This window comes from Bacillus cereus group sp. BfR-BA-01522, from assembly GCF_022662635.1.
GTDB classification, from domain to species: Bacteria; Bacillota; Bacilli; order Bacillales; family Bacillaceae_G; genus Bacillus_A; species Bacillus_A cytotoxicus.
The window spans coordinates 61,369-84,629 of the sequence record NZ_JAKUDY010000013.1 but is presented as its reverse complement, the minus strand read 5'-3'; the positions used below and the strand labels follow the sequence as shown (position 1 = coordinate 84,629).

Genomic DNA, 23,261 nt, shown 5'->3' with positions numbered 1-23,261 from the left:
GCTAATTGATTAAGTGTAGTGGGAGACATATATCGATATAACTCCTCGGCAAATAAAGACAACTCTTGTTTTGGATGCATATTCATAAAAAGTACGTCACCCTTTCTCATTAATATAAGAAAATAGTAACGTGCTTTTAATTTCAAGAATAGTCCGAATCCTTAAGTTGATGGATGTGGGGTGCTCCCCCTTCTAATGAAATAAAAAGGCTTGCTGACCAATTATGTTTGGTCAGCTTTTTGTTTTACAGTCAGTATTTAGAAAAAATAATAATTAGATAAAGTTCCCTTTATATTAGCTTAATTATTTATTTTCAAAATTTGAAAATCGCTTTCAAAAAGAAAACTATGGATTACACTATAGAAGAAGACGGTTTCAAAATAAGAAAGGAGTTCAAATAATATGGATTATAAAAATTTAGCCGAAAAGATTATTAATCTTGTTGGTGGCTCAGAAAATATAAATGAGGTTACTCACTGTGCGACTCGACTAAGGTTTGTATTGAATAATAAAAGTAAGGCAAGTGATACAGATATTCAAAATTTATCTGGAGTAAAAGGAATTTCAAAATTATCAGACCAATACCAGATAATTATAGGAACTGAAGTGCCCCATGTTTATGAAGCGGTGTCTAGCATGGTGATTGGAAATGGGGATAATGAAAGAAAAAATACGAATGGAGGATTTTTCTCTCGAATTTTAGGAGTTCTTTCCGGTTCTATAACACCTATGATTCCTGCACTAACTGGTGCAGGTCTATTAAAAGCATTTCTGGCTCTTTTTGTCACTCTTAAATGGGTTAGTAAGGAATCTGAAAATTATATTATATTAAATTTCATCGCTGATGCAGCTTTTTATTTTATGCCTATTGTGGTTGCATATGGAGCAGCAAAAAAATTCAGAGTCAATCCGGTTTTAGCGATGGTCGTTGCAGGTACACTACTCCATCCGAACTTTTCTGCTTTAGTGACAGATGGTTCACCATTACATTTTTTAGGGATACCAGTCTCTCTTGTCAATTATGGTAGTACCATTATACCAGCCATTCTCTCCACATGGTTGATGTCATATGTAGAGAAAATTTGCGAGAAAAGTATTCCAAATTTTTTGAAATACTTCTTGAAACCATTGTTTGCCATCGCGATAACCTCAATTATCACTTTGTTGGCATTAGCACCTTTAGGTAATCTGATTGGAAATGTTGTTTCCGGATTTATTGATGGATTAAACACTTATGGAACATGGATTGTACCAACTGTTATCGGCGGGTTATTCCCATTGTTGGTCATGACAGGTATGCACTGGAGTCTAGCGCCATTCTGGTTAGGACAAATTGCCAAAAATGGATTTGAAACATTATTAGGACCAGGATCATTGGCATCTAATATTGCGCAAGGTGCTGCATCTCTTGCGGTCGCTCTCAAGACCAAAGATAAAGAACAAAAATCTATCGCTGCTTCCGCTGGTTTTACTGCATTAATGGGGATTACAGAACCGGCAATGTTTGGTGTCACAATCAAACAAAAAGGAATCCTTTTTTCAGTCATGATAGGTGGTCTTGTTGGAGGATTGTACGCAGGTCTATCTGGTTTAGTTCGATATTCAGCTGGAGGAGCAGGCATTGCCCTGCTTCCTGTCTTCATCGGAGAAAACCCATTAAATCTCCTTCATGCTTTAATTACGATGGGTATATCCTTTATAGTAACTTTTGCTGTTACTTACTTATGGGGATTTAAAGCAGAGCCAGAGACAAAGCCAAAGCCAGAGACAAAAGAAAATACTGTTATTGAAAAGGGCAATCTAAACGATACGGTAACTGTAACTGTGGATACACCTTTAAATGGTGAAGTCATCCCCTTGGACAAAGTAAATGATGAGGTATTTTCGAAAAAAATGATGGGTGAAGGCTTTGCAGTGATTCCACGAGATGGGAAATTAGTTTCACCAGTTGATGGTAAAGTTGCAATGCTATTCGACACAAACCATGCAATTGGAATTAAGGAGGAGAATGATTTAGAAATCTTGATACATATCGGAATAGATACTGTAAATTTAAAAGGAAATTCATTTAAGGCTCATGTTTCCCAAGGAGAAAAAGTATCGAAGGGTCAATTGTTAATAGAATTTGGCTTAGATAAAATCAAGGACGCTGGTTACGATCCGACTACTATGGTGGTGTTTACATCATCCTATAAGGAAATAAAAGATATTTCCTTTGGAGCGAAAAATAAAAATGAAAAAGTTTCGTCAATAACTATTTAAGGAGTGAATTAACATGCAAAAAACAATGTTTCCTAAAGGATTTCTTTGGGGAGGTGCGACAGCTGCAAACCAAATAGAAGGTGCTTGGAATTCAGGAGGAAAAGGACTATCAGTTGCAGACATCTGTCTCCTTAAACCACATGTAGATAAGAAAAACATGAGCCAGCATTGGACAATTACAAGCAAAGATATAGAGGTTGCAAAAAATACAGACGACACAAAGTTTTATCCTAAGAGACATGGAATAGAATTTTACAAACACTTTAAGGAGGATATTAAACTATTTGCGGAAATGGGATTCAAGGTTTATCGTCTATCTATAGCTTGGTCAAGAATTTTTCCAAATGGAGATGAATTGGTTCCCAATGAAGAGGGATTAAAGTTTTATGACGAAGTCTTTGATGAACTGCTTAAATATGGCATTGAACCGTTAGTTACAATGAGTCATTATGAACAACCATTATATTTTTCTGAGAAATATAATGGTTGGTACTCAAGAAAATCAATTGAATTCTTTTCTAGATATGTGGAAACGATTTGTACTCGCTATAAAAATAAAGTAAAATATTGGATTACTTTTAATGAGATTGATAGCATCATCAGACATCCTTTTATGTCAGGTGGGTTGATTAGAGATCATTTTGATTCAGATAAAGAATTTAATCGTGCAATCTATCAAGCGATGCACCATCAATTTGTAGCAAGTGCCTATGCCACAAAATTAGTTCATGAAATTATACCTGAGTCAAAAGTGGGATGCATGATTACTAAACAAACCTATTATCCGCTAACTTCAAAGCCAGAAGATGTTTTAGCTGCTCAATTGGATTCTAGAGAACTGTATGCTTTTTCTGATACCCAAGTATTTGGAGAATATCCGTCTTATCTTTTGACCAAATATGAAAATGAAGGAATTAAACTGGATGTAGAAGAAAATGATTTTGACATTATGAAAGAAAACCCAGTCGACTTCGTTTCATTTAGTTATTACAGTTCTTCTTGTTCTGCATATGAAATCGATGGATTAGACATTAATGAAGGGAATACAGCAACGACGATAAAGAACCCTTATTTGACAGAAACAGATTGGGGTTGGCAGATTGATCCAATTGGCATGAGGATATCTTTGATAGAATTAAGTGATAGATATAGAAAACCGTTGTTTGTTGTTGAAAATGGTTTAGGCGCAAAAGATCATTTTGAAAATGGAAGAATAGAAGATTCATATAGAATCAAGTATTTAAATGATCATATTCTTCAAATAAGCAAAGCTATTAATGAAGATGGTGTTGATGTAATGGGATATACTTCTTGGGGATGTATAGACTTGATTTCGAATTCTACGAATCAAATTGAGAAAAGATACGGCCTCATTTATGTTGATTTAAATGATTTTGGAGAAGGATCATACAAACGATATAAAAAAGACTCTTTTGATTGGTATAAAGAATTAATTTTCTCCAATGGAGAATCTTTAAAAATATGATTATAAAAACTTTTTAAAATGAGGTGTATTCAAATTGAAAGTGCTTGTAGCTATCGATTCTTTTAAAGGAAGTGCATCATCACAAGAGATGAATGATTATCTTTCTACAGGTTTAAGAAAAAACAATAAAAATATTGAAATTATTCAATATCCTGTTGCAGATGGTGGGGAAGGTACATTAGAAGCACTTTGCAGCAATAAACATTGTAGAGTACACAAAACACTCATTCCTGATATATACGGAAAAAAAACATATGCAAACTATGGGATTTTCTCTCATGATACAGTTATTTTGGAAGTGGCACAATCTTCTGGTATTCACTTTGTTTCTTCTGTCGAAGACCCAATGACTGCGAGTTCTTACGGATTAGGTATCTTAATAAAGTATATCGTGGCTGAGCATCCAACAATCAGAAAATTTGTCATAGGATTAGGTGGAAGTGGAATAAATGATGCTGGAATTGGAATGATGAAAGCACTGGGTATATCCTTTATGGATCAAAACAACCAAGAGATCCCACTTGGAATAGAGGGCATCAATGATATATGCCATATAAATTCTACAGGTCTATCAGAAGATGTATTAGATAAAGAATTTATTTTATTATCTGATGTGACCAATACTTTATACGGACCAGAAGGCGCAACCTATACTTTCGGAAAACAAAAGGGTATAAAGAATATAGAGGAAGTGGATCAGGCCATTCAATTCTATTCGCTTGCATTAAAAGAGAAATATAAAAAAGACTATTCGGCAGTTCCTGGTACAGGTGCTGCTGGTGGAATCGGAATTAGCTTTTTATATTTTCTTAATGCTAGCTTTGTTTCAGGTGCAGATTATATCTTAGATTTTATCGGGATTGAAGAAGCTATTCCACAAGTTGACTTAATCATAACAGGTGAAGGAAAAATCGATAATCAGACAGGATATGGGAAACTTCCAATAGTGGTTGCCAAGCGCGGTAAACATTTTAATAAGCCTGTGATTGCCATAGCGGGTGATGCTTCAAATGTAGGTGAAAATGTTTATAATCAAGGAATTGACTTAGTCTATAGTATCTGCAAAGGACCCATTTCGTTAGAAGAGTCAATAAACAATACAAAAGAACGAACTATTCAGGTTGGAGAAGATATTTTTAGGATGGTTACTATCTTCAATAAAAATTGATGAATTAGGTTGGGTAGTAATTCCAATCGAATTAAGACGTACTCTAGGAGTTGCAGAAAAAATCCTATGGAAATTTTTGTTGATGGTGACAAAATCAATTTTACAGAAATATAAATCACAACAAGCATGTATGATTACAGGAGATGTTTCAGATAAAAATATATCTTTAGTAGGCGGAAAAATCGTTCTTAGCCCAGAAGGTGCAGAAACGATAATTCAGGAATTGCACCAATACCTTGTAAAATAGATAAAGCTCCATTAGGGGGTATCTATTTTACATTATGGGATAGCACCAACATTTCCTTTCAGTAAAGGTTTAAATAGCTTCTCATGGATGATAAAAGCTTGGTACAATAGAAGAGAAAGAGAATCGACAAATTCTTAGGCAGCTCTCATAGGTGTAAGTTCTATGAGGGCTTTTCTAATAAGGGAAAAATAAAATTTCACGTATCGTATTACTTTATAAAAAGTACAACAGAATAACAGTAGTATACATTTAATTTTTTGTTGAATTAATACGCTATATGGATAATGCATTGTTTGTTTTGGGTATTACTTCATGTAAAATTAAGTAGGGAATATACACAGTTAGTAAAAATGTCACTTTGTAGAAAGAGGGACTTGATATGAATTTTAATATTAATGGTGAAAAAACACCTTTGGTAATAGATTATAAAAGAGTTGGGTATGCATCTTTGTTAATAGTCGATAAAACTAATAAATATAGTAGAGGGAAATTTTTATTAAATAATACATATGCTAAAGGCTTTATAAATTCCATGCCCGGAAGATTTGGAGTAATTAACATTTATATAAAGAAAGAAGAACGAAATAAAGGTTATGGAACATATTTCATGAGAAAAATAATTGAGTTTTTTAAAGGGAAAGTAGAGATCCTTCACCTTCTTCCTTATCCAATTATTGAAAAGAAAGAGCATTTTGATCATATGAAAACTAGCTTTTTCATAATACAATTAGTGAAGTTTTTTAAGAAGTTTGATTTTGTAATGAAAGATCCAAGATATAATCTTACACCAATGTTTCTCCAACTAAGCAACAAACATATTCGATATATTTAAAATTTTCTTAATGCGTATGTCTTATTTTCAAATTATAATATAAATAATTCTTTTTATTGCTATATACTTGTTCTTTCCTGTTGCAGAACCCTTAAGTTATTAAGGATTCCTTTTTTGTATCTAAAATCCAAAAATAAAAGAGGCTGGGACAAAAACCATCTCTAAACTAAAATTTCACCGGATTTAAATTTTTTCATAAAAAATAAGGATCATTTCTGATAAAATTAAGTCACCACAACAAAATAATACAGAAAAATCCTTATGTTTAAAAATTATAACATGAATCAATTCGTTTTGTCTTTAGATTTAGAAGTGAAGCTACAAAAGAATGATATTGCCTTCCATGTCTACCATTTAGTTGAAAGTATACCGTCTGAAGCATTTGAATCGTTCCTTCGAAATGAGGGCTGTCCTGCCTACCATCCACGCATGATGCTTAAAATTATCTTATGTGCCTACACGCAATCTGTCTTCTTAGGGCGCAAAATTGCAGCACTTTTAAAAGATAGGCTTCGGATGATGTGGCTAGCTCAAGGGTATGAACCAACCTACCGTACAATCAATCGATTCCGTGCCCCACCAGAGGTGAAAGGGTTGATTCGTCAATGCTTTGTTCAATTTCGCTGCTAGTTGGTACAGGGAGGATTCATTAATCAAGAAGCTATTTTTATTGATGGAACAAAGATTGAAGTAAATGCGAACCAAATACGGATAATACACTACTCTATTCAATTATAAATAGTTTACTCCACTTACACTGTAATAGGATAGGATTAGACAAAAGTGTGGAACTAAAAGTCAGAACAATAATAAGTAATTACTTAAAATATGTTATCAATAATAACAACCTTTAATGGATTGTATCGCTATTTACCCATACTATTTTTGTAGTTCAGCCATATTGCGTATTTAGCATTTCAAGATTCTTATAAAACCCACAGAGTCATTGTAATTGTCTCTGTAGGTTTTATGTATTGGCTCAAAGCCTTTTGAGAGGAATTATCTTTGTATATTAATTTTAATTTTTTGTTTTTTTCATTTTCAACACCCTATGCGACTTTTTATTTGTTGTAGTTGTATGGTAGCTTTTTCTCTAGCACGACTTGCCCCTTTGTGTAAAATACTTTGCAAGAAATCTAAATTCTCCATGTACATATGATACTTCTTACGTGGCTGTTCCAGCTCCCGATTTACTACATCAAACACCTCTTGTTTAACCTGTCCCCACCCTATGCCAGTTTGATAGTGCTCTTTCATTTTTTCTATTTCTTCTGATGTGGCGAACTCTTTGTATAATGCAAATAACGGTGAAGTAGTATGGTCTTTGGGTTCTGTTGGTAGTGTAGAATCTGTCTTAATTTTAAATATGAGTTTTTTCAATTTGGATGGGTCTTCAAATAATGGAATCACATTTCCGTAACTTTTACTCATTTTCCTACCATCTAGGCCAGGAAGCATTTCTGTATTTTCCTGTATTATATATTCTGGAAGAGAGAACGTTTCTCCATATGTATGATTGAAGTATGAGGCTATATCTCTTGCTATTTCTACATGTTGAATTTGATCTTTTCCTACAGGGACAAAATTAGATTGAAACATTAATATATCAGAAGCCATAAGGATGGGATATGTATACAATCCCATGTTAATTCCATGATCAATGTCTATGCCTTCTTCTCGATTTTTGTTAATCTTACCTTTATAGGCATGGGCGCGATTCATTAATCCTTTTGGTGTTAGGCAAGATAAAATCCAATGCAACTCCAAAATCTCTGGTATGTCGGATTGGCGATAAAAAATTACATTTTCAGGGTCTAGACCAAGGGCCAACCAAGCAGCTGCAATTTCATATGTAAAGTTTCGGAAATATTGTGAATTCTGAATAGCATTTAATGCATGGTAGTCTGCTATAAAATACATTCCCTGTAGATTTGAATTCTTTGCCATTTCTAATGCTGGTTTAATCGCTCCAATATAGTTTCCAAGGTGGGGATGGCCTGTCGGTTTAATTCCTGTTAATACAATAGGTTTATTCATATCGTTTACCTCCCAAGTGTAAAAAAGTAAAATAAAAAAGGATTCCTTATCCAAAGAAGAACGAGAGATCCCATAGTACCACCCTCATTAGTTGTACAAAACAAATCGCTTTGTGCATTCTAAAATACAGTTTCTTTTTTGTAAAGGAGGAATAATTCGTCAAATCTTTTTTCTATAGTTTCAGATTGAGGTTCTATAGCCCGTTCCAAAACTTTACGCACACTGATTTTTAGCAACTATCATCTCCCTGAAGTGCTACAAATATGTACTATTCTCTATTCATTATATATAAGAATACCTCTTTCTTTACATTTTAACTATATTTTCAAAAAATTCAATCTATATTATATAGATTTAGATTTCTGGAGGCTTTGTTACAAAGTTTCTTAACAGATAAAAAGTTGGTATGAGTGGTTAGCATTGTATTTCAGCATTCATTATAATTGCCAGTATGAAATATCATAAATAATGAAGGATAATGTTAAAGAATTGATTGAATATGGCGAACGGATTCCACACTACCATAAGGATTTCCTTATAATTTTATTTTGGAGTCACAGAAGCGGTTGCATTTCCCTGGCGAATTGGTTTTTCTTCCAAATTGGATTATAGGAGGAAGCAATGAAATATGCACCGTTCATTCCTTACTATGAATCTGAAATATACAAAAATAAAATTGATTACTACAAAGATTTAGAAATGCAACTCTTGAAACTAAGTAAGGATACCATAAAACTTGTACGCAACCCTTATAAAAGAGCTGTAAGCTCATTTTTAATACTTTATGACAACCCTTACGCCTCGAAACAGTGGGAACAGATTAGAGAATATTTTTATAATGATAAAAATGATTCGAAAGGAATTTCATTTAAGCAATTTTTATATTATGTCAAAGATATGGATCCGAAGTCCAGTCAGTTAGATCAACATGTTTCACAACAATATATAGAGAGGGAAGAAAAGGTTATCAAACAAAATATAAAATTAGAGAATTTTAATACAATAATTCCAAAGTTGGAGAAAGAATATAGATTACTTTCTTCTGATATATCACTCCTTACAAACTCCAATCACCATAGGGCACATCAAATGATTTATAAAGGAAACTATGCAGATGATGATAGTACAAACCAACACTTCCCTTCATTACCAACCTATCGAAGTTTTTATGATGAAGAAGCTCTAAACCTTGTTTCAGAAATATTTACTGATGATTTTGAAGCATATGGATATAAGAAGAATGAAATTAATTTTTAACTCATATGCTTATACTCCCACTATGCATAGAGTCCCTTTAAAAAACAATCACTATTAAAAGCCAGCGGTATGGAAGGGGAATTATCATGAGTATTTCTATTATAATGATGGGTTTCATTATAGGAGGATTGGTTGGAGTAACAGGGATAGGCGGAGCTGCATTACTGACTCCATTTCTTCTAACACTAGGTATAAGTCCTTCTGTAGCTGTTGGAACGGATTTAGTATATAATTCTATCACTAAAATGTTTGGAATATCCCAACACTGGAAACAGAAGACCATCAATTTTAGATTAGTAAAATATCTAGCTGTTGGGAGTATCCCTAGTGCGGTTATCGCAGTGGTAACAATTCATGTCTTACCAATTGTTCATTATAATCGAGAGGGAATTATAAAATATATATTAGGTTATGTTTTAATTATTGCGGCAATTTCTATTTTTATAAAAATATTTTTCTATAATGAATCTAGGCAAAATTATTTTCAAAAACAGACTATGAAACAAAAAAAGAACCTAACAGTTATTATTGGCGCAATACTCGGTTTTATCGTGGGGCTTACTTCTGTTGGATCAGGCTCTTTATTCGCTATTGCAATGATATATTTATATCGACTGGAACCATCCGAATTAGTGGGAACGGATATTACACATGCGTTTTTATTAGTGACGGTTGCAAGCATACTAAATATGAATTTAGGAAACGTAGATTATCTTTTATTAATTCACCTACTCATTGGTTCTATCCCAGGTGTCATACTTGGGAGTAAATTCTCCACTAAGATCCCCGTTAAACTTCTTCAAATATTTTTAGCTATCATTATTGGTGTTAGTGGACTAAAGTTAGTTATCGCGTATTAAAAATATTTTATGTTTTTGCTATATAAGAATGGAGGTTCAAAATGAATCATACAGAACTATATAATTTTATACTCAAGCAAGGGCGTATACCTCATTTTCATAAAGATTTTCCCCTAATCTTATTTTGGAGCCAAAAAAGTGGTTGTACCTCGCTAGCGCATTGGTTTTTTTATCAAATAAATTTATTTAAAGAAGCGATAAAATACAACTCGTTCATTCATAACTATGAGCATGAAGTATATAAGAACTCTACACATTATTTAATACGATTAGCTAATGGCTTACAAACTAAAGAGAAAAATACGTACAAACTAGTAAGAAATCCTTATAGAAGAGCAGTAAGTTCTTTTGTTGCTCTGATTCCACCACCAAATATTGAGAATCCTGCATGGAAGCCCATTCGCCTATTCCTGTACGGTGACGAAACCTGCAATAAGCCAATTTCCTTTAAGCTATTTCTGTATTATTTAAAAGCACACATGACCCAATTAGATCAAATGGATTCTCACTTTACCCAACAATACATACAAGGGGAAGAGGAATTTGTTACAAACTATATTTATCTAGAAAATTTCAACACAGAGATTTCAAAACTAGAAGAGGAATATAAATTGAAAAAATCACCATTAGATCTATTATCAAAATCTTGGCATTATCAAGGTAGTAAGATGATTTACAAAGGAGTTTATGCAGAAGCTGATATTACCAAGCCTCTTTTTCCACGATTACCTACTTATGATAGTTTTTATGACGCAGAAACTATTCAGTTGGTTCAAGAGATATTTGAAAAAGACTTTAAGATGTATCATTATGATTTAAATTCTTTTTCTTAAAATAAAAGTGTTCCAAGCCTCTGATTCTATTCAGTGTGTTTGGTTAAAACTGATATGACGATTTTTATGATGCGCAATTAAATTGTAAATGGAGTAATCCGGTATTAGAAAGGGGAATTATTAATTTAAGAAATGCATTTTATGACAAGCTTAAAACGAAACATTCACTCGATATACAGCACTTAGATGATGAAGTAATTGAACGGGGATCTTCTATAAAGAAGCCATTAATGTATAGTGTAGATGAAATCCGATCTACAGTTAGTGCGCTGCATCAAATATTGATAGAAGCTGTAAAATTAGTGAATTAAAAAAGTACTATGAGGAACATGTTGAGTCATTGAAAAGGGATGAAAATTATATAAATTGGAAGTCAATAAAATACTATGAGTTTTTACTTACTACCTTGACGGATGAGAAAGATATAAAAACAGTGATCAGCCCTTTGTATCTTTTAAATGATTTGAAAAACATATTTTCCTATTTAATGTCAAATAAAAAAGTAGAAGATACGAAAAAGAATATACTGAAGACATTAGAATTAGAAGAGTTTGATTTAAAAAAAGTATATAATAGGGATATTTTTGGATTGAGGGCGTGATTTGAAGTGCTTAATAAAGATGAAAATACGGAAAGAATTTAACATTCTAATAACCATCTATCACTAAAAATGATAGGTGGTTATTGTCTTTCTAAGAAAATGATTAAACACATATTTTATGTAAAGTAACAATAATGTAAATATGTAACGGTTAAAGAATACATCAAAATTTATATAATCCAGCAGAATATATAGCTGCCAATTGGACAGGAGCAACTAGCCAACGTTTCTATCAAATATTTAATGAAGCAAAGCCCATGATGTTGAATATTCTTCAAGAACTAGATGGGCTGTCCCCCTTATTGATGATTATCAAATACCTAGTCCAGACGAAAAAATTGATTTTTTATCTGCTGGACCTGATGAAAAGTCTATGTCATATGAAGACTTTCAACATTGTATAAACAAAGCAATTGATCACTATAAAGCACAATGATTTACGTACAGCTAGCAACAAGGGCTCTATTCGCTAAGAAAAGAGCTGGCGAGGTATTTACAGGGTTTACAAGTGTTCACGAAACCTGAGCGACTTGTCATTACTTCTGGATCACAACAAGCGTTACATATATTATCAAATATTCCGTTCCCAAATAGAAAGAAAAAATATTAATTGAACAGCTAACATATTTTGGCATGATAGACACCTTACAACTAAATTAATGTGAGATACTAGGAATAGACTTAACGATGGATTAGATTTCGAACGGCTAGAATCTCTATTCTGAAACAATGACATAAAATTCTTTTATATCGTACTAAGATTCCATAATCCACTTGGTCATCACTATTCAAATAAAGAGAAGAAAAGAATCGTAACTCTTGCAGAGAAATATGATGTATACATTGTTGAAGATGATTACTTAGCAGAATTAGATGTTGATTCTAAAGCAGATCCTTTGTTTACTTATGAACCTAATGAAAGAAATATATATATTAAGAGCTTTTCAAAGGCATTTTTGTCAGGATTACGCATTGCTACGGTTGTACTTCTTGAAACAATGATCCATTCCGTTGTAAGTTACAAATTCGACACTGATTTTAATACATCGGCACTTTCACAAGGGGCATTAGAAATTTATTTAAAAAGAGGTATGTTTAACTATCATTTAGAAAAAGTAAAACAATTGTATACAAACAAAATGAAGATGCTAATAAATGCTTGTTCAACATACTTACCGAAATGTATATCATTTACAAAACCCAAGAGGGGTTTTTATATGACCAATTTCTTACCTCCATAAATAGATGTAGATAAATTGATTTATCTATTGCAAGAAAGGTATATCTATGTCGATAATGCTTCTAGAATGTATATAGATAGAAAGAAACAGAAAGCAATCCGATTAAGCATTTCACAAGTAGATGAAAAGAAAATAGAACTTGGTATCCAACAAATAGCAACTTGTATAATGGAATTGTATGAGAAAAATAATTATAATTCAGTATCATTTAAGCCTTATCTTTAAACTATCATCTTTATAAAGCGAACTCCCCCCATAGATGTTAGAAACGCCTAACTACTACAGGGGGATTTTTACAACCAAGCTTTTTTTAGAAGTTCTACACCAATCTGAATTTCATTGTAAGAAAGATTACCAAAGCCCAGTTTAATAATTGGTTTTTTGGATGTGTTTTTTATAAAGTAGAGCGTGGTCGGATACACTTTAACACCATACAAATGGGCTTGTTGAATTAACCATTCTTCTGAACGGTTCAAATGGACTTTAATTAATAAATACAAACCCGACTGTTCACCAATAATAGATACATTCTCATTGAAATGTTCTTTTAATACTGATACTAAGTGGTGCATCTTCTTTTTATAAACAATACGCATTCGTTTAATATGACTGTTCCATTCTCCTTCTTCCATAAATTTGGCCATGGTAAATTGGCTAAGAATAGAAGTGGTACTTTCGAAATGAAGAAATTGATTTTTGTAACGATTTAAAATTGGCTGTGGCAATACCATATAACTCATGCGTATACCCGGAAGAAATGCCTTTGAGAAATTCCCTAGATAAATTACCCTTGTAGAATCAATAGAAGCAAGAGCTGGAAATGGTTGTTGCGTGTAGCGAAATTCACTATCATAATCGTCTTCAATAATATATCCTTGCTTTTTTTTCGCCCAATAAATTAATGAATGTCGTTGCTGAATAGGCATACTTACCCCATAGGGACTATGATGAGAAGGCGCTACATAAATTAATCGTGATTTCATATGTTCTAATTGTGAAAAATCAGCACCTGTTTCATAAACTGGTAAAGTTTCAAGAGCAAAACGATTTAATTTAAAAGCTTCTCTAGCACCATCATAACCGGGGTCCTCAACTATAACGCTTTGAAAATCATCCTTAAGTATTTGTCCAAGATATATAAGCATTTGCTGGGTACTTCCCCCAATAATAATGGCATTCGGTTCAGTTTTCACACCACGAGATTGGAATAAGTATGTGGATATTTGTTCACGCAGGCATGTCTCCCCAAAGGGTTCCCCGTATTGAAAAGTTTCCTGTAAAGTTAACACCTTATTAGAAATTCTGCGCCATATTTTTAATGGGAAGTTTACTTGATCTACTGCACCAGCCTTAAAGTCAATAAAAGAAGATAGTAACGATTCTTGTTTCTTTTTATCATAATGGATTAACATTTCTTGAGATAAAAAAGGTTCAATTTCATTTGCAAAATAACCTTTTCTTCCTTCTCCACGAATGTAGCCTTCAGCTACAAGTTGATCATAAGCCATTAAAGTCGTATTACGGCTCACTTGAAGAGATTCTGCAAGTTGTCGAATCGACGGCAATTGTTCCCCAGCGGATATATCCCCTCGTTCAATAAATACTTTAAACTGCTCATAGATCTGTATATATTTTGGGGAATCGCCTTTAAAAGCAAAAATAGTATTTTTCATTTCCTGACTCCTTTGACATGTATATTTATTAAAAATTGTACCTTTTTATATGTCAGTTTGTATATTACTATCTTTATCAAAGGTTGTTATAATTGTGAACCGCTTGCCTGTTGTACTAAAAAATTTATATACAAATTGAAAGGAGATTTTTTATGTACATTCCTAAAATATTTAAAATGAAAAAACTAAAAGTTGCTTACGATGTAATACATAAAAACAGCTTTGCAACATTAGTTTCAATGCATGAAGATATACCTTTTGCAACACATCTACCACTACTTTTAAATAAAGAGAACACTTATTTATATGGTCATTTTGCTCTTCAGAACCCTCAGTGGAAAGATATTGAAAATAAATTAGTTTTAGCTATTTTTCATGGGCCGCATTGTTATATTTCTCCCTCTTGGTACGAGACCAACCAAGCAGTACCCACATGGAATTATGTGACTGTTCATGTCTATGGAGAATTCGAATTTATTGAAAATGAACATGAATTAATGGATTCCTTACATGACATGGTATTGAAGTATGAAGCTCCTAATAGTTCATATAAATTAAAAGATCTAGACACTACTTATCTCTCCGGGATGAACAAAGGTATTCAAGGATTCAAAATTAAAATTATCAAAATTGAGGGAAAAGAAAAGTTGAGTCAAAACCAACCATTACACAGACGAGAATTAATTGTTAATCAACTAGAAAAAATATCAAATGAAGATGAGCAAAATATTTCCTTTTTAATGAAGGAGAATTTAAAAAAGTAATCGTAATCTTATTGTTTTGATTTCCAATTCCAATTCTTTCAGCTGGAGGAATATTTATAAATATTTTTATTTCATATCAAAATGCAAATAGTAAAGGAGTAAAAAATGAAAAATCCTTTTGGTTCTTTTAGTGTTGCAATGGTTACGCCATTTTCTACTGATGGTAATCTGCATTTAGAAGGTATCCCATCATTAATTAATTATTATAAGAAGTACAATGTACCAGCATTGTTAATTAGTGGTTCTACTGGTGAACAACACTCTATGACTGTTGATGAACGTGTGTCTTTATACGGAAAAGTAAAAAAATACACAAAGCGTAAAGAACAGTTTCAAAATGAAGAGTCAATGGAACGATTCCGAGTCTCGTAATTTGAGCACTATAATTAACGCTTCGCCACGCGTTGCCACATCGGTTTTAATAAGGCACGTGCAGCATTAGTAGCGATGTTTGAGGAATTTGAAGCGTAAAATCAAACCTTCAAATACAGTTATTTTTGTACCAAAAGTGACGTTTTATCTGAAAAGGTTAAAAAGTCATTTACACAAAAACATTGATGGTACCTAAAAAATTCAAATAGAAAATAAAAAGGAGATAATATAATAACAACAATTCAAAATAAAAAAAGAAACATATAAAATTCCAGAAGAGGACGCAGAATTACTGAAAATTATGTCACATCTAGTAAGGATACAAATTGTAGAAGAATTAATGCGTCATAAAATCTGCAATGTAACACAGTTAACTGAACTATTACACATACCTCAATCTACTGTTTTGCAGCATTTATCAAAAATGAAAGGGAAGATCCTAAGTGGTTTAGAGATGTACTATCGTATCCAGAATTTCAAAGTTTGTCAGTTTGGAAAATTATTCCCGGAAATTTTAAAGTTTTTGCACCAGAACCAGTTCACAAGTGCAAGGGAACATTATAACAAAGCCGAGGAACTATTGAATCATATTCCGGATGAAATTGAACATGGTGAATTTTATTTTAAATTATCAACTTTCGATTACAAACGAATCTGAAACGTCATTTTTTTGAAATGGAAACTTTTTGTGTTGAAAATCATATATACTTTGTTTTCCAACACATCCAATTGAAAAGTCTGTAAAAAAAGTTGCACCAATGATTTTCACTACCCATTGCCATGTGTTTTCCTGTAAAAAATGGTGCGAAACATAGAGACATACCCATGTCCAAATAATGAGCCAGATTTCATATTCATCATAATTTCTTTGTTCTAACTTTTGTTCATGGAACGGATATACTTGGAGAAATAAAAAGGCTATCAGCAAAACTGACAGCCCAATTCCGAACATGATTATTCTTTATCACCTCATTTTTATTCACTTAAACCTCTTTATAGCGTTTCTGTAACAATTGTTGTACACGTGCCGCATACATTCTAAAATAAGGAATGTTTTGTGCGGCAATCTTTCCAAAATCCATTTGCATTAATGTTTCTTCTAACAGTGTATACTCTAATTTTAAGAATGTATCCCAAAATGCCATTCTTTCTGCATATTTCTACAAGAAAGAATTTTGTGAATACAATTTTATTTTTGGAGCTTTAAAATAAAGTCGCGACGTTTATAATAAGGTTTGACTGAAAATTTTAAGTTGATATACAGGGGTTTTTCTTGTTCAATAAACGGTTATATCTTGAATAAAGGGATTGTTAAAGTTTCTAAATTTTGGAATAATTATTATGAGAGGTAGTTTGGTAGAATAATCATTTCATAAAAAAGAGAAGTTAACTTTTTAAATATTTTCAACTTTATATAATCAACAATAAGAGGTACGCCTCTCTGATAATAATGTATCTCATATTAAATACAAAAATCATAAATGAGGTCATTGAATTATGAATGGACAAAATTTGAAGCGTAAAGAGCTAGATAAGGTATTAGATTTCTTAGAACAAAATAGGCTATTTAGCGGGGTGATATTATTATCTGAGGAAGGTAAAGCATTTTACAAGAGAGCAATTGGCAAGAGAAATAATTCAAGTCAACAGTCTCTTGATGCAGTATTCGAAATTGCCTCGATTTCGAAGAGCTTTACAGCAATGGCAATTATGATACTAATTGAGGAGAAAAAACTAGAGCTAGATGATAATCTTAAAAAGTTTTTCCCTTTTCTTTCTTATGAAAACATTACTATTAAAAATCTGTTAAATCACACTTCTGGACTTCCAGATTACATGGAATGGTTTGAAAATCCAGCTAACTGGAACCCTAATAGAATTGCAACGAATAAAGATATAGTTGAATTTTTGAAAGTTGAGAAGCCCGAAGTGTTATTTCATGTGAATGAAAAGTGGGAGTATTGTAATACTGGTTATGTATTACTTGCAGAAATCATAGAAATGGTTGCTAAAATGGGGTACGGAGAGTTTTTACAGAAAAGAATATTTACACCTTTAAATATGTTCAATACATCAACACATTCACAATTTTTAAATAACGACATTGAAAATTTTTCGTTAGGTTTTATCTATGATTGGGAACAGGACTTGTATAGGCTTCCAAATGAAATGGAAGAACACAAGTATGTTTACTTCTTCGATGGTGTTAAAGGTGATGGAGGTATAAAATCCAACGTAGATGATATGCTGAAATGGGAGCGTGCTATTTATCATAATGACCTAGTATCAGAACAAACCAAGGAAAGTATTATAGATTCAGTTTTCATTAAAGGAGAAGCTGCGAATGGATATTGTCCATGTTTGCATGAAAATTCCGGGGGATATGGACTTGGTTGGAAAATAGAAAACCATCCTCAATATAAGAAGATTATTCTTCACGATGGATATTGGGCAGGTTATTATTCAGTTTTAATTAGTTATAAGGATAGTAACAAAGCTATAGTAATGTTAAATAACCTAGACTTTACGAATAACGAGTTAAACAAGATACCATATTTGTTAACTCTTACTTTAGAAAAGATTTTATTCGGTGAAAAAGTAGGGTTACAAGAGTTTGAGCAGCTAATAATGTCAAATCGTTAGAATAAGCAATTGGGATTATTTCGTTAAAGGGCAATTTGATTCTTTTAATGGAGCAATGATCATAAAAATGTCAAAATCTTTTTAAAACATCTTTTTTCTTCCTGTTAGCCTATTAATATTATAAGTGGTTCTGGTGCAAAAACTTTAAAATACCTGGAAGTAATCTTCTAAACTTGGATATACTGAGACTAGTACTCTAAAACAGGACATGATAATCAGTATGGAAAAGCAAAATCTATTCAAGTGGAACAAGATCATCGTTTCATTAAAGAAGCCTGTGCGTTCTATGTTGGGATTCAAGTCATATGAAACAGCCAATTCTATATTGAGTGGCATTGAAGTGATGCGTATGAGGAAAAAGGGACAACTTCACCAACGGGTGAAGTCTGTCCAAAATGAAGTAAAATTCATACATAAGTTGTTTGGAGTTGCATCATAATCTGTAATGGAACAGACCATGTAGGTTCTATGTCTTCATCAAATAGTTTTTGCACCAGAATCAAAAATAGAGAAATCCGAATTGAAGCTAGTTATGTCCCAGCCTCTTTAAGGTGTGTGTGTATTATCATTGAAACCTAATGTTTCTTTTAAGGCTTCAGTAAGCAATTTTGATTGATTGATGTTTTTATTTACAGCTTCTTTGTCGATCCATTCTGGGATAGTTAATGTTTTCTTTTTCAATTTAACATTGTCGGTCGTTCTATACGGTGGCATTCTGACATCGACTAATAAAACATACTCATTATCGTTTAAATCTGTTATATCTGTTATATGGGTTGGCGAAGGGATAGGGGTATTATCTTCTTCCATTATTGATAAAGAACCACCTAATACATCTCTAGCCATTTTTAAGGCTTCTTCTTGACTAAAACCGTTTGTAATAACATTTGGCAGATCGGGAAATGTTACTAAAATTTCTTTATTATCAAGAAATTTAAAGACAGCAGGGAATGCATAATAATCTTTTTTCATTTGTGTTTCCTCCATTAGTTTTATGAATTTAAAATTAATATATATAATATTTATTAGCGTTCATTTTATAAGCAGGGGGGCTATTTCAGCTCGGTTTGTTTCAAGATTTCTTGTGTAAGTCCAACGTCTAAATCTTTACGGGGATGTGGAACGGAGATTTTTTTATAAATATTGTAACACGTATTTTTATGCGTGCAAACGACAGTGGACAGTTTCCTTGTGTTTTTTATAAAATGCTAAGAAACTACATAAAAAGTACGGTTATAGAAATGTTGAATCGAATATTTAGTATGGACTGCTTGGAAGGCATGAAAATAATTAAGAATAAATCAATTGATATGATTTTGTGTAACTTGCCTTACGGAACTACTGCATGCAACTGGGGTGGAATTATTCCATTTGAACCATTGTGGGAACAATATGAACGCATCATAAAAGACAACAGGGCTCTCCTTTTAACAGCAAGTCAACCATTTATGGCGAAGTTAATTGCTTCAAATCTTAAATTGTTCCGTTATGAATGGAGTTGAAAAATTTGATGATGGCGTAAAAAAATTCAAGATATCAGTGGAGTTACGCGTTACTAAACTATGTAGCGATGCGATTGGTTTTTCTGCAGGTGCATTTCGTTTTTTTTGCCAACCTTGGAAGGATGTTTGAGATGGCATCTATCATGCCTTTTAAGCCATCTGAAATATCCTTTACATCACGCGATCTTTGCGTTCTTCTAAAAGCTCTTGCCAGTTATACGCTGATTCAGTTGGCGCAATCGTGTACGCAAGCACTTCTTTTGATCCGTTTTCACAAATACCAACAGCGATATAAATAGCTTCTTTTGACACCGTTTTACGACGTCATATGATATAGGTTGCATCTACCTACACGCATATATAGCGAGTAGGTAAAGGACGTTGATGAAACGTTTTAACTTGTTTAGAAACAGATTTTGTCATATTTGAAATCGTTTGAGGTGTGTAATGATGACGGTACATGTTCTTGATTAAATTTGCGATTTCTGTCATTGTAATTTCTTTTTTATCCCATTTGTATTTGGTTTTCCATGACTTAACGGTATTAACACTGACCTTATATTTTTCAACCAGATCCAATTTGCATACTTCCTCCTTACGGTAATTTCTTTATAAAATAAAAAAGCAGCGAATTCGCTACTTTAAATTCGGTTTATCCCCAAGAGAAATAATAGGTATATTCTCCTGTTATACTTTCATTAATTCCAATAATCTGAGTAAATCTCACATACTCCGCACCTTGCAGAAAATACATTACAATCATCATTGGCACTTGTGACCACATAAATTGATAAAACGCTTCTACTCTCTGCTTGGTTGAAACAATTAAATCATCCACAGGTCCAATATGCCATCTGGAAGTTCTAACTGAAGTAAAAGGAAGGTCTTTCCCATTAACAACTATTCTGGCCATACTTTGAGTTATATCCACATCAAGTCCTCCGCCATTACATAAAGTTGATTTCATACTCATATTTTTATAAATATTCTTGACTGTAATAAATGTTTAATGTAATCACCTTTTTTTGCTTTTATTCAAAAAACTTTGCACTTTTTTTGTACTTAACAGAATCGTATTTCAAAAAATCCATAACGAAAATGAATTTGTGCAGGGAAATGAATAATATATTCACAATCACTGCCTATAACGAAATTTGCGTTAACTGGCATGCCCTGAAAGGAAAAACTAGTTATTTCTTTGTTTTGATGTTATCTTTTGGTCTTCCATTCCTTTTTGTTTGGAATGCTAGCTCGTCGTGTGGGGGTGAAACTCTATGGTTTGGGGGAGTGAATAAAAAAGGAATATTAGAGAGTGTTGAAAAATTTCTGGGAGTGGAGAGAAGTTTGAACGGTTTGTAATGTATATAGGAGATTAAATGATAAATGTAAATCATATTCTTGAAAAAGTAAATCGAATTTCAAAGGATTCTAATTTAAAAATGAAGAATTTTTTTATGGTAAGTAGATTCGCTGGAGACAACCAAAGGCCACTTTATAACATTCATATTATGCACCCGTATGGCTATGAGCATATTGTACAATTTTGTCCTCGCTAAGCGCTTTCTGTGTATTAGTTACATGGCTAGAATTAAACGCAAATGTGAATGCAGCTGTTAATCCAATTAAGCTAAAAATTACTTTTTTCATTTTAAAGCCTTCTTTTCAAAGTTTTGTTCTTTTGCTAGATGGCTAAGATAAAAATAGTTACTTGCTTTTGAACAGTTATTGTCTTGATGGAATAAAACCACTAATTCTTTAGCCGATTCTTGTACATATTCATGTAGGTCTTCTCTATCAAAATACGAGATTTCTGTTTTCATTGCCTTTTTGAATTCGTCAGCAATTCCTTTTTGATTTAATTTTTCTGAAATTAGAAAGTGATGTTCATGCTTTCAGTGCCGTCGGGAATCCCCCAAGTCGCTTTTACATTCCTTAGCGTACAAAAATCAGGGTTTTCACTTTCTAGAAAATGTCTTAACGTGGGTTTTATGTCGTGTGGTTGGTGGGATCCCATGAACCAGTTATTATTCAAATTGCCTTCTTTCTAAACGATCAACAGCCTTACGTTTTTTATCTTTATTAATATTTGTATAGATACTAGTAACCTCGACTGAGGTATGACCAAGTTGATCACATAGCAATACTAAATCCTTGTTTTCTTTATAGTGATTCGTAGCATATGTATGGCGTAATTTATGGGACGGCGTTTCTCCTCAAATGCACTTGTATATTTCATTTCGTTACTAACATACACTTTTTTCTTTCACACTCCCCTTGAGTAAAATAAAAAACTACATGGAAAGATCAGCCTTTATATAAACATATACTCAAGTAGAACTTCCATAGTTGAGTTCTTCTAAGTGTTAAGGCGATTAGTGAGTGCACAAAATGGACATTTGAATAGGTAATGCTTTCTTAAAATAACCTTAGTTAAACTATAGGTTTAATAATACATAGAAAATGGATGCTATTATTTTCTAAAAACTTAAACCAAGTTTCGTTTAGAAAAGGGGGGATATGAAAAATGTTTCAGAAGCTCAAGTTTTATTTAATGAGCATATTAATTAGTTCAATATTAGGTGGAATGATTATAGGCGCTAATTTCTTGGTCCATAACATTTATAATTTAATTGCAAGTAAAGAATATCATGTTAATATGTGGTCTTCTATTATTATATTTAATGTCGTATTTATTTTGAGTTTCTCGTACATGTTGAAGAAGGGGACGGATATACTTGTTAATGATTAAACCAATAGCAATTCTCGTAGGCGCTACCGTAATCTGGGTGGAGTCTTATTTGTTGTTAAGGAAAAAAAGAACAGTTCCGAAACGAAAAAGCAATGGATCGCTTCTTAAGTCGCGCAAATTTCATAACTTAAAGTGTAAGTTATGAAATTTGCGCATGGGGAGGGCTAGCTCTCCCAATAAAATCAATCTCTAGTAAGTACCGGAACTTCGAGGTATGAATTTTAATTTTAAACATATACATGTATAGAGTTTATTTCTATGGACAAGGAGTGAGTGGGGTGAACAGGGTAGGGAAGGTTGATTTTGTTTCTGGATTTGTACCGAGTCATAATCAGGGGTCTGTAGATTATACATCTGTAGATGTAGGGCATGTACATCAATGTTTAGATGTATCTTCTCCCCCAATTCAAACGCAGGATAGACATGTACATTATACAGAAGGTTATGTTGTATTTGAGGATGAGCATACTCATTACTATAAAGCGTACTCAGGGCCGGCGATTCCAGTTGGAAATGGAATGCATGTTCATTATTATGATTTTTATACAACAGAAGATAATGGTCATAAGCATCGTAAGCCTGCTCCAGGTAATAAATAATTAAGGAACGCATGCTGAGGTGTGAACGTTTTAAAACAATATATTTGGAAGTTTTTAAGTGGATGTTGAAAGGTATAGGAAATCATAATCTTTCATATATATCATGTTGGAATGGTGTTTTTAGGGCATAGGGGG

The 23,261-nt window shown here is 32.7% G+C and carries 19 protein-coding genes and 10 pseudogenes; 19 read left to right on the top strand and 10 right to left on the bottom strand.

Annotated features, from left to right (window positions below):
* Window positions 1-402: 402 nt before the first annotated feature.
* The 6 genes and pseudogenes from MR059_RS17230 to MR059_RS17205 form a co-directional block, all read left to right on the top strand.
* Window positions 403-2,262: a beta-glucoside-specific PTS transporter subunit IIABC gene (locus tag MR059_RS17230; RefSeq protein WP_210351736.1), complete on the top strand. Its 1,860-nt coding sequence runs from the start codon at window positions 403-405 to the stop codon at window positions 2,260-2,262.
* Window positions 2,263-2,275: 13 nt separating this feature from the next.
* Complete coding sequence (locus tag MR059_RS17225; RefSeq protein ID WP_210351735.1) at window positions 2,276-3,748, top strand: glycoside hydrolase family 1 protein; 1,473 nt, start codon at window positions 2,276-2,278, stop codon at window positions 3,746-3,748.
* Window positions 3,749-3,788: 40 nt separating this feature from the next.
* Window positions 3,789-4,916: a glycerate kinase family protein gene (locus MR059_RS17220; protein ID WP_242161920.1), complete on the top strand. Its 1,128-nt coding sequence runs from the start codon at window positions 3,789-3,791 to the stop codon at window positions 4,914-4,916.
* Window positions 4,906-5,163: pseudogene (locus MR059_RS17215) on the top strand (AbrB/MazE/SpoVT family DNA-binding domain-containing protein). Before MR059_RS17220 ends, MR059_RS17215 begins: the two are co-directional and overlap by 11 nt.
* Before the next feature lie 379 nt (window positions 5,164-5,542).
* On the top strand, window positions 5,543-5,995 hold the full coding sequence (locus tag MR059_RS17210) for a GNAT family N-acetyltransferase (RefSeq protein WP_210351733.1): 453 nt from the start codon (window positions 5,543-5,545) through the stop codon (window positions 5,993-5,995).
* Window positions 5,996-6,256: 261 nt separating this feature from the next.
* Window positions 6,257-6,712 (top strand): annotated as a pseudogene (locus MR059_RS17205) (transposase); the annotation flags it as partial.
* Between the two features lie 324 nt (window positions 6,713-7,036).
* Here the strand turns inward: MR059_RS17205 and MR059_RS17200 are convergent.
* The gene (locus tag MR059_RS17200) at window positions 7,037-8,032 is read right to left on the bottom strand and encodes a tryptophan--tRNA ligase (RefSeq protein ID WP_012094810.1); all 996 of its coding nucleotides are present in this window, start codon (window positions 8,030-8,032) and stop codon (window positions 7,037-7,039) included.
* Between the two features lie 468 nt (window positions 8,033-8,500).
* On the opposite strand from MR059_RS17200, the pseudogene MR059_RS17195 reads away from it, so the two are divergent.
* The 5 genes and pseudogenes from MR059_RS17195 to MR059_RS17175 all read left to right on the top strand — a co-directional run bounded on the left by MR059_RS17195 (window position 8,501) and on the right by MR059_RS17175 (window position 12,824).
* Window positions 8,501-9,289 (top strand): annotated as a pseudogene (locus tag MR059_RS17195) (sulfotransferase family 2 domain-containing protein).
* 86 nt (window positions 9,290-9,375) lie between these two features.
* On the top strand, window positions 9,376-10,149 hold the full coding sequence (locus MR059_RS17190; RefSeq protein WP_012094809.1) for a sulfite exporter TauE/SafE family protein: 774 nt from the start codon (window positions 9,376-9,378) through the stop codon (window positions 10,147-10,149).
* Window positions 10,150-10,190: 41 nt separating this feature from the next.
* Window positions 10,191-10,982, top strand: coding sequence for a sulfotransferase family 2 domain-containing protein (locus MR059_RS17185; protein WP_012094808.1), 792 nt, complete (start codon window positions 10,191-10,193; stop codon window positions 10,980-10,982).
* Window positions 10,983-11,741: 759 nt separating this feature from the next.
* Window positions 11,742-11,879, top strand: a pseudogene (locus tag MR059_RS17180) (WXG100 family type VII secretion target); the annotation flags it as partial.
* Between the two features lie 438 nt (window positions 11,880-12,317).
* Window positions 12,318-12,824: an aminotransferase class I/II-fold pyridoxal phosphate-dependent enzyme gene (locus tag MR059_RS17175; RefSeq protein ID WP_308806031.1), complete on the top strand. Its 507-nt coding sequence runs from the start codon at window positions 12,318-12,320 to the stop codon at window positions 12,822-12,824.
* A 293-nt stretch (window positions 12,825-13,117) separates the two neighbouring features.
* Here the strand turns inward: MR059_RS17175 and pdxR are convergent, their stop codons facing one another.
* The gene (pdxR, locus tag MR059_RS17170; protein ID WP_210351732.1) at window positions 13,118-14,497 is read right to left on the bottom strand and encodes a MocR-like pyridoxine biosynthesis transcription factor PdxR; all 1,380 of its coding nucleotides are present in this window, start codon (window positions 14,495-14,497) and stop codon (window positions 13,118-13,120) included.
* Between the two features lie 152 nt (window positions 14,498-14,649).
* On the opposite strand from pdxR, the gene MR059_RS17165 reads away from it, so the two are divergent.
* The 3 genes and pseudogenes from MR059_RS17165 to MR059_RS17150 form a co-directional block, all read left to right on the top strand.
* Complete coding sequence (locus MR059_RS17165; protein ID WP_012094804.1) at window positions 14,650-15,261, top strand: FMN-binding negative transcriptional regulator; 612 nt, start codon at window positions 14,650-14,652, stop codon at window positions 15,259-15,261.
* Window positions 15,262-15,366: 105 nt separating this feature from the next.
* A pseudogene (locus MR059_RS21865) lies at window positions 15,367-15,732 on the top strand (dihydrodipicolinate synthase family protein).
* Between the two features lie 202 nt (window positions 15,733-15,934).
* A pseudogene (locus MR059_RS17150) lies at window positions 15,935-16,123 on the top strand (ArsR family transcriptional regulator); the annotation flags it as partial.
* Between the two features lie 141 nt (window positions 16,124-16,264).
* On the opposite strand, the gene MR059_RS17145 reads toward MR059_RS17150, so the two are convergent.
* The gene (locus MR059_RS17145; protein WP_048723355.1) at window positions 16,265-16,591 is read right to left on the bottom strand and encodes a hypothetical protein; all 327 of its coding nucleotides are present in this window, start codon (window positions 16,589-16,591) and stop codon (window positions 16,265-16,267) included.
* 25 nt (window positions 16,592-16,616) lie between these two features.
* Window positions 16,617-16,778 (bottom strand): hypothetical protein, encoded by a 162-nt coding sequence (locus MR059_RS17140; protein WP_157671220.1) that lies wholly within the window; start codon window positions 16,776-16,778, stop codon window positions 16,617-16,619.
* 352 nt (window positions 16,779-17,130) lie between these two features.
* On the opposite strand from MR059_RS17140, the gene MR059_RS17135 reads away from it, so the two are divergent.
* The gene (locus MR059_RS17135; RefSeq protein WP_048723357.1) at window positions 17,131-18,276 is read left to right on the top strand and encodes a serine hydrolase domain-containing protein; all 1,146 of its coding nucleotides are present in this window, start codon (window positions 17,131-17,133) and stop codon (window positions 18,274-18,276) included.
* A 243-nt stretch (window positions 18,277-18,519) separates the two neighbouring features.
* Window positions 18,520-18,715 (top strand): annotated as a pseudogene (locus MR059_RS17130) (DDE-type integrase/transposase/recombinase); the annotation flags it as partial.
* Window positions 18,716-18,822: 107 nt separating this feature from the next.
* Here MR059_RS17130 and MR059_RS17125 read toward each other — a convergent pair.
* Window positions 18,823-19,248, bottom strand: a complete 426-nt coding sequence (locus tag MR059_RS17125; protein ID WP_210351731.1) for a type II toxin-antitoxin system HicB family antitoxin — start codon at window positions 19,246-19,248, stop codon at window positions 18,823-18,825.
* Between the two features lie 269 nt (window positions 19,249-19,517).
* Between MR059_RS17125 and MR059_RS17120 the strand changes: the two are divergent.
* Window positions 19,518-19,772: pseudogene (locus MR059_RS17120) on the top strand (site-specific DNA-methyltransferase); the annotation flags it as partial.
* Between the two features lie 177 nt (window positions 19,773-19,949).
* Here the strand turns inward: MR059_RS17120 and MR059_RS17115 are convergent.
* The 5 genes and pseudogenes from MR059_RS17115 to MR059_RS17095 form a co-directional block, all read right to left on the bottom strand.
* Window positions 19,950-20,270, bottom strand: a pseudogene (locus MR059_RS17115) (transposase).
* 160 nt (window positions 20,271-20,430) lie between these two features.
* Window positions 20,431-20,751: a hypothetical protein gene (locus tag MR059_RS17110; protein ID WP_087095176.1), complete on the bottom strand. Its 321-nt coding sequence runs from the start codon at window positions 20,749-20,751 to the stop codon at window positions 20,431-20,433.
* A gap of 533 nt (window positions 20,752-21,284) precedes the next feature.
* Complete coding sequence (locus MR059_RS17105; protein WP_012094794.1) at window positions 21,285-21,425, bottom strand: hypothetical protein; 141 nt, start codon at window positions 21,423-21,425, stop codon at window positions 21,285-21,287.
* Complete coding sequence (locus MR059_RS17100) at window positions 21,422-21,598, bottom strand: hypothetical protein (protein WP_012094793.1); 177 nt, start codon at window positions 21,596-21,598, stop codon at window positions 21,422-21,424. Before MR059_RS17100 ends, MR059_RS17105 begins: the two co-directional genes overlap by 4 nt.
* Before the next feature lie 204 nt (window positions 21,599-21,802).
* A pseudogene (locus MR059_RS17095) lies at window positions 21,803-22,011 on the bottom strand (tyrosine-type recombinase/integrase); the annotation flags it as partial.
* 291 nt (window positions 22,012-22,302) lie between these two features.
* Between MR059_RS17095 and MR059_RS17090 the strand changes: the two are divergent.
* Both MR059_RS17090 and MR059_RS17085 read left to right on the top strand, forming a co-directional pair.
* A complete protein-coding gene (locus MR059_RS17090; RefSeq protein ID WP_087095175.1) occupies window positions 22,303-22,527 on the top strand; it encodes a hypothetical protein in 225 nt (74 codons plus the stop codon).
* A 278-nt stretch (window positions 22,528-22,805) separates the two neighbouring features.
* On the top strand, window positions 22,806-23,126 hold the full coding sequence (locus MR059_RS17085; protein WP_210351729.1) for a YmaF family protein: 321 nt from the start codon (window positions 22,806-22,808) through the stop codon (window positions 23,124-23,126).
* Window positions 23,127-23,261: the final 135 nt, after the last annotated feature.

What these genes read in the sequence shown, in the direction of transcription:
- MR059_RS17185 (WP_012094808.1), top strand. Translation starts at nt 10,191, where the DNA reads ATGAATCATACAGAACTATATAATTTTATACTCAAGCAAGGGCGTATA.
- pdxR (WP_210351732.1), bottom strand. Translation starts at nt 14,497, where the DNA reads ATGAAAAATACTATTTTTGCTTTTAAAGGCGATTCCCCAAAATATATA.
- MR059_RS17230 (WP_210351736.1), top strand. Translation starts at nt 403, where the DNA reads ATGGATTATAAAAATTTAGCCGAAAAGATTATTAATCTTGTTGGTGGC.
- MR059_RS17090 (WP_087095175.1), top strand. Translation starts at nt 22,303, where the DNA reads ATGTTTCAGAAGCTCAAGTTTTATTTAATGAGCATATTAATTAGTTCA.
- MR059_RS17190 (WP_012094809.1), top strand. Translation starts at nt 9,376, where the DNA reads ATGAGTATTTCTATTATAATGATGGGTTTCATTATAGGAGGATTGGTT.
- MR059_RS17210 (WP_210351733.1), top strand. Translation starts at nt 5,543, where the DNA reads ATGAATTTTAATATTAATGGTGAAAAAACACCTTTGGTAATAGATTAT.
- MR059_RS17110 (WP_087095176.1), bottom strand. Translation starts at nt 20,751, where the DNA reads ATGAGTATGAAATCAACTTTATGTAATGGCGGAGGACTTGATGTGGAT.
- MR059_RS17200 (WP_012094810.1), bottom strand. Translation starts at nt 8,032, where the DNA reads ATGAATAAACCTATTGTATTAACAGGAATTAAACCGACAGGCCATCCC.
- MR059_RS17100 (WP_012094793.1), bottom strand. Translation starts at nt 21,598, where the DNA reads ATGAAAACAGAAATCTCGTATTTTGATAGAGAAGACCTACATGAATAT.
- MR059_RS17225 (WP_210351735.1), top strand. Translation starts at nt 2,276, where the DNA reads ATGCAAAAAACAATGTTTCCTAAAGGATTTCTTTGGGGAGGTGCGACA.
- MR059_RS17165 (WP_012094804.1), top strand. Translation starts at nt 14,650, where the DNA reads ATGTACATTCCTAAAATATTTAAAATGAAAAAACTAAAAGTTGCTTAC.
- MR059_RS17135 (WP_048723357.1), top strand. Translation starts at nt 17,131, where the DNA reads ATGAATGGACAAAATTTGAAGCGTAAAGAGCTAGATAAGGTATTAGAT.
- MR059_RS17125 (WP_210351731.1), bottom strand. Translation starts at nt 19,248, where the DNA reads ATGAAAAAAGATTATTATGCATTCCCTGCTGTCTTTAAATTTCTTGAT.
- MR059_RS17105 (WP_012094794.1), bottom strand. Translation starts at nt 21,425, where the DNA reads ATGAAAAAAGTAATTTTTAGCTTAATTGGATTAACAGCTGCATTCACA.
- MR059_RS17140 (WP_157671220.1), bottom strand. Translation starts at nt 16,778, where the DNA reads ATGGCATTTTGGGATACATTCTTAAAATTAGAGTATACACTGTTAGAA.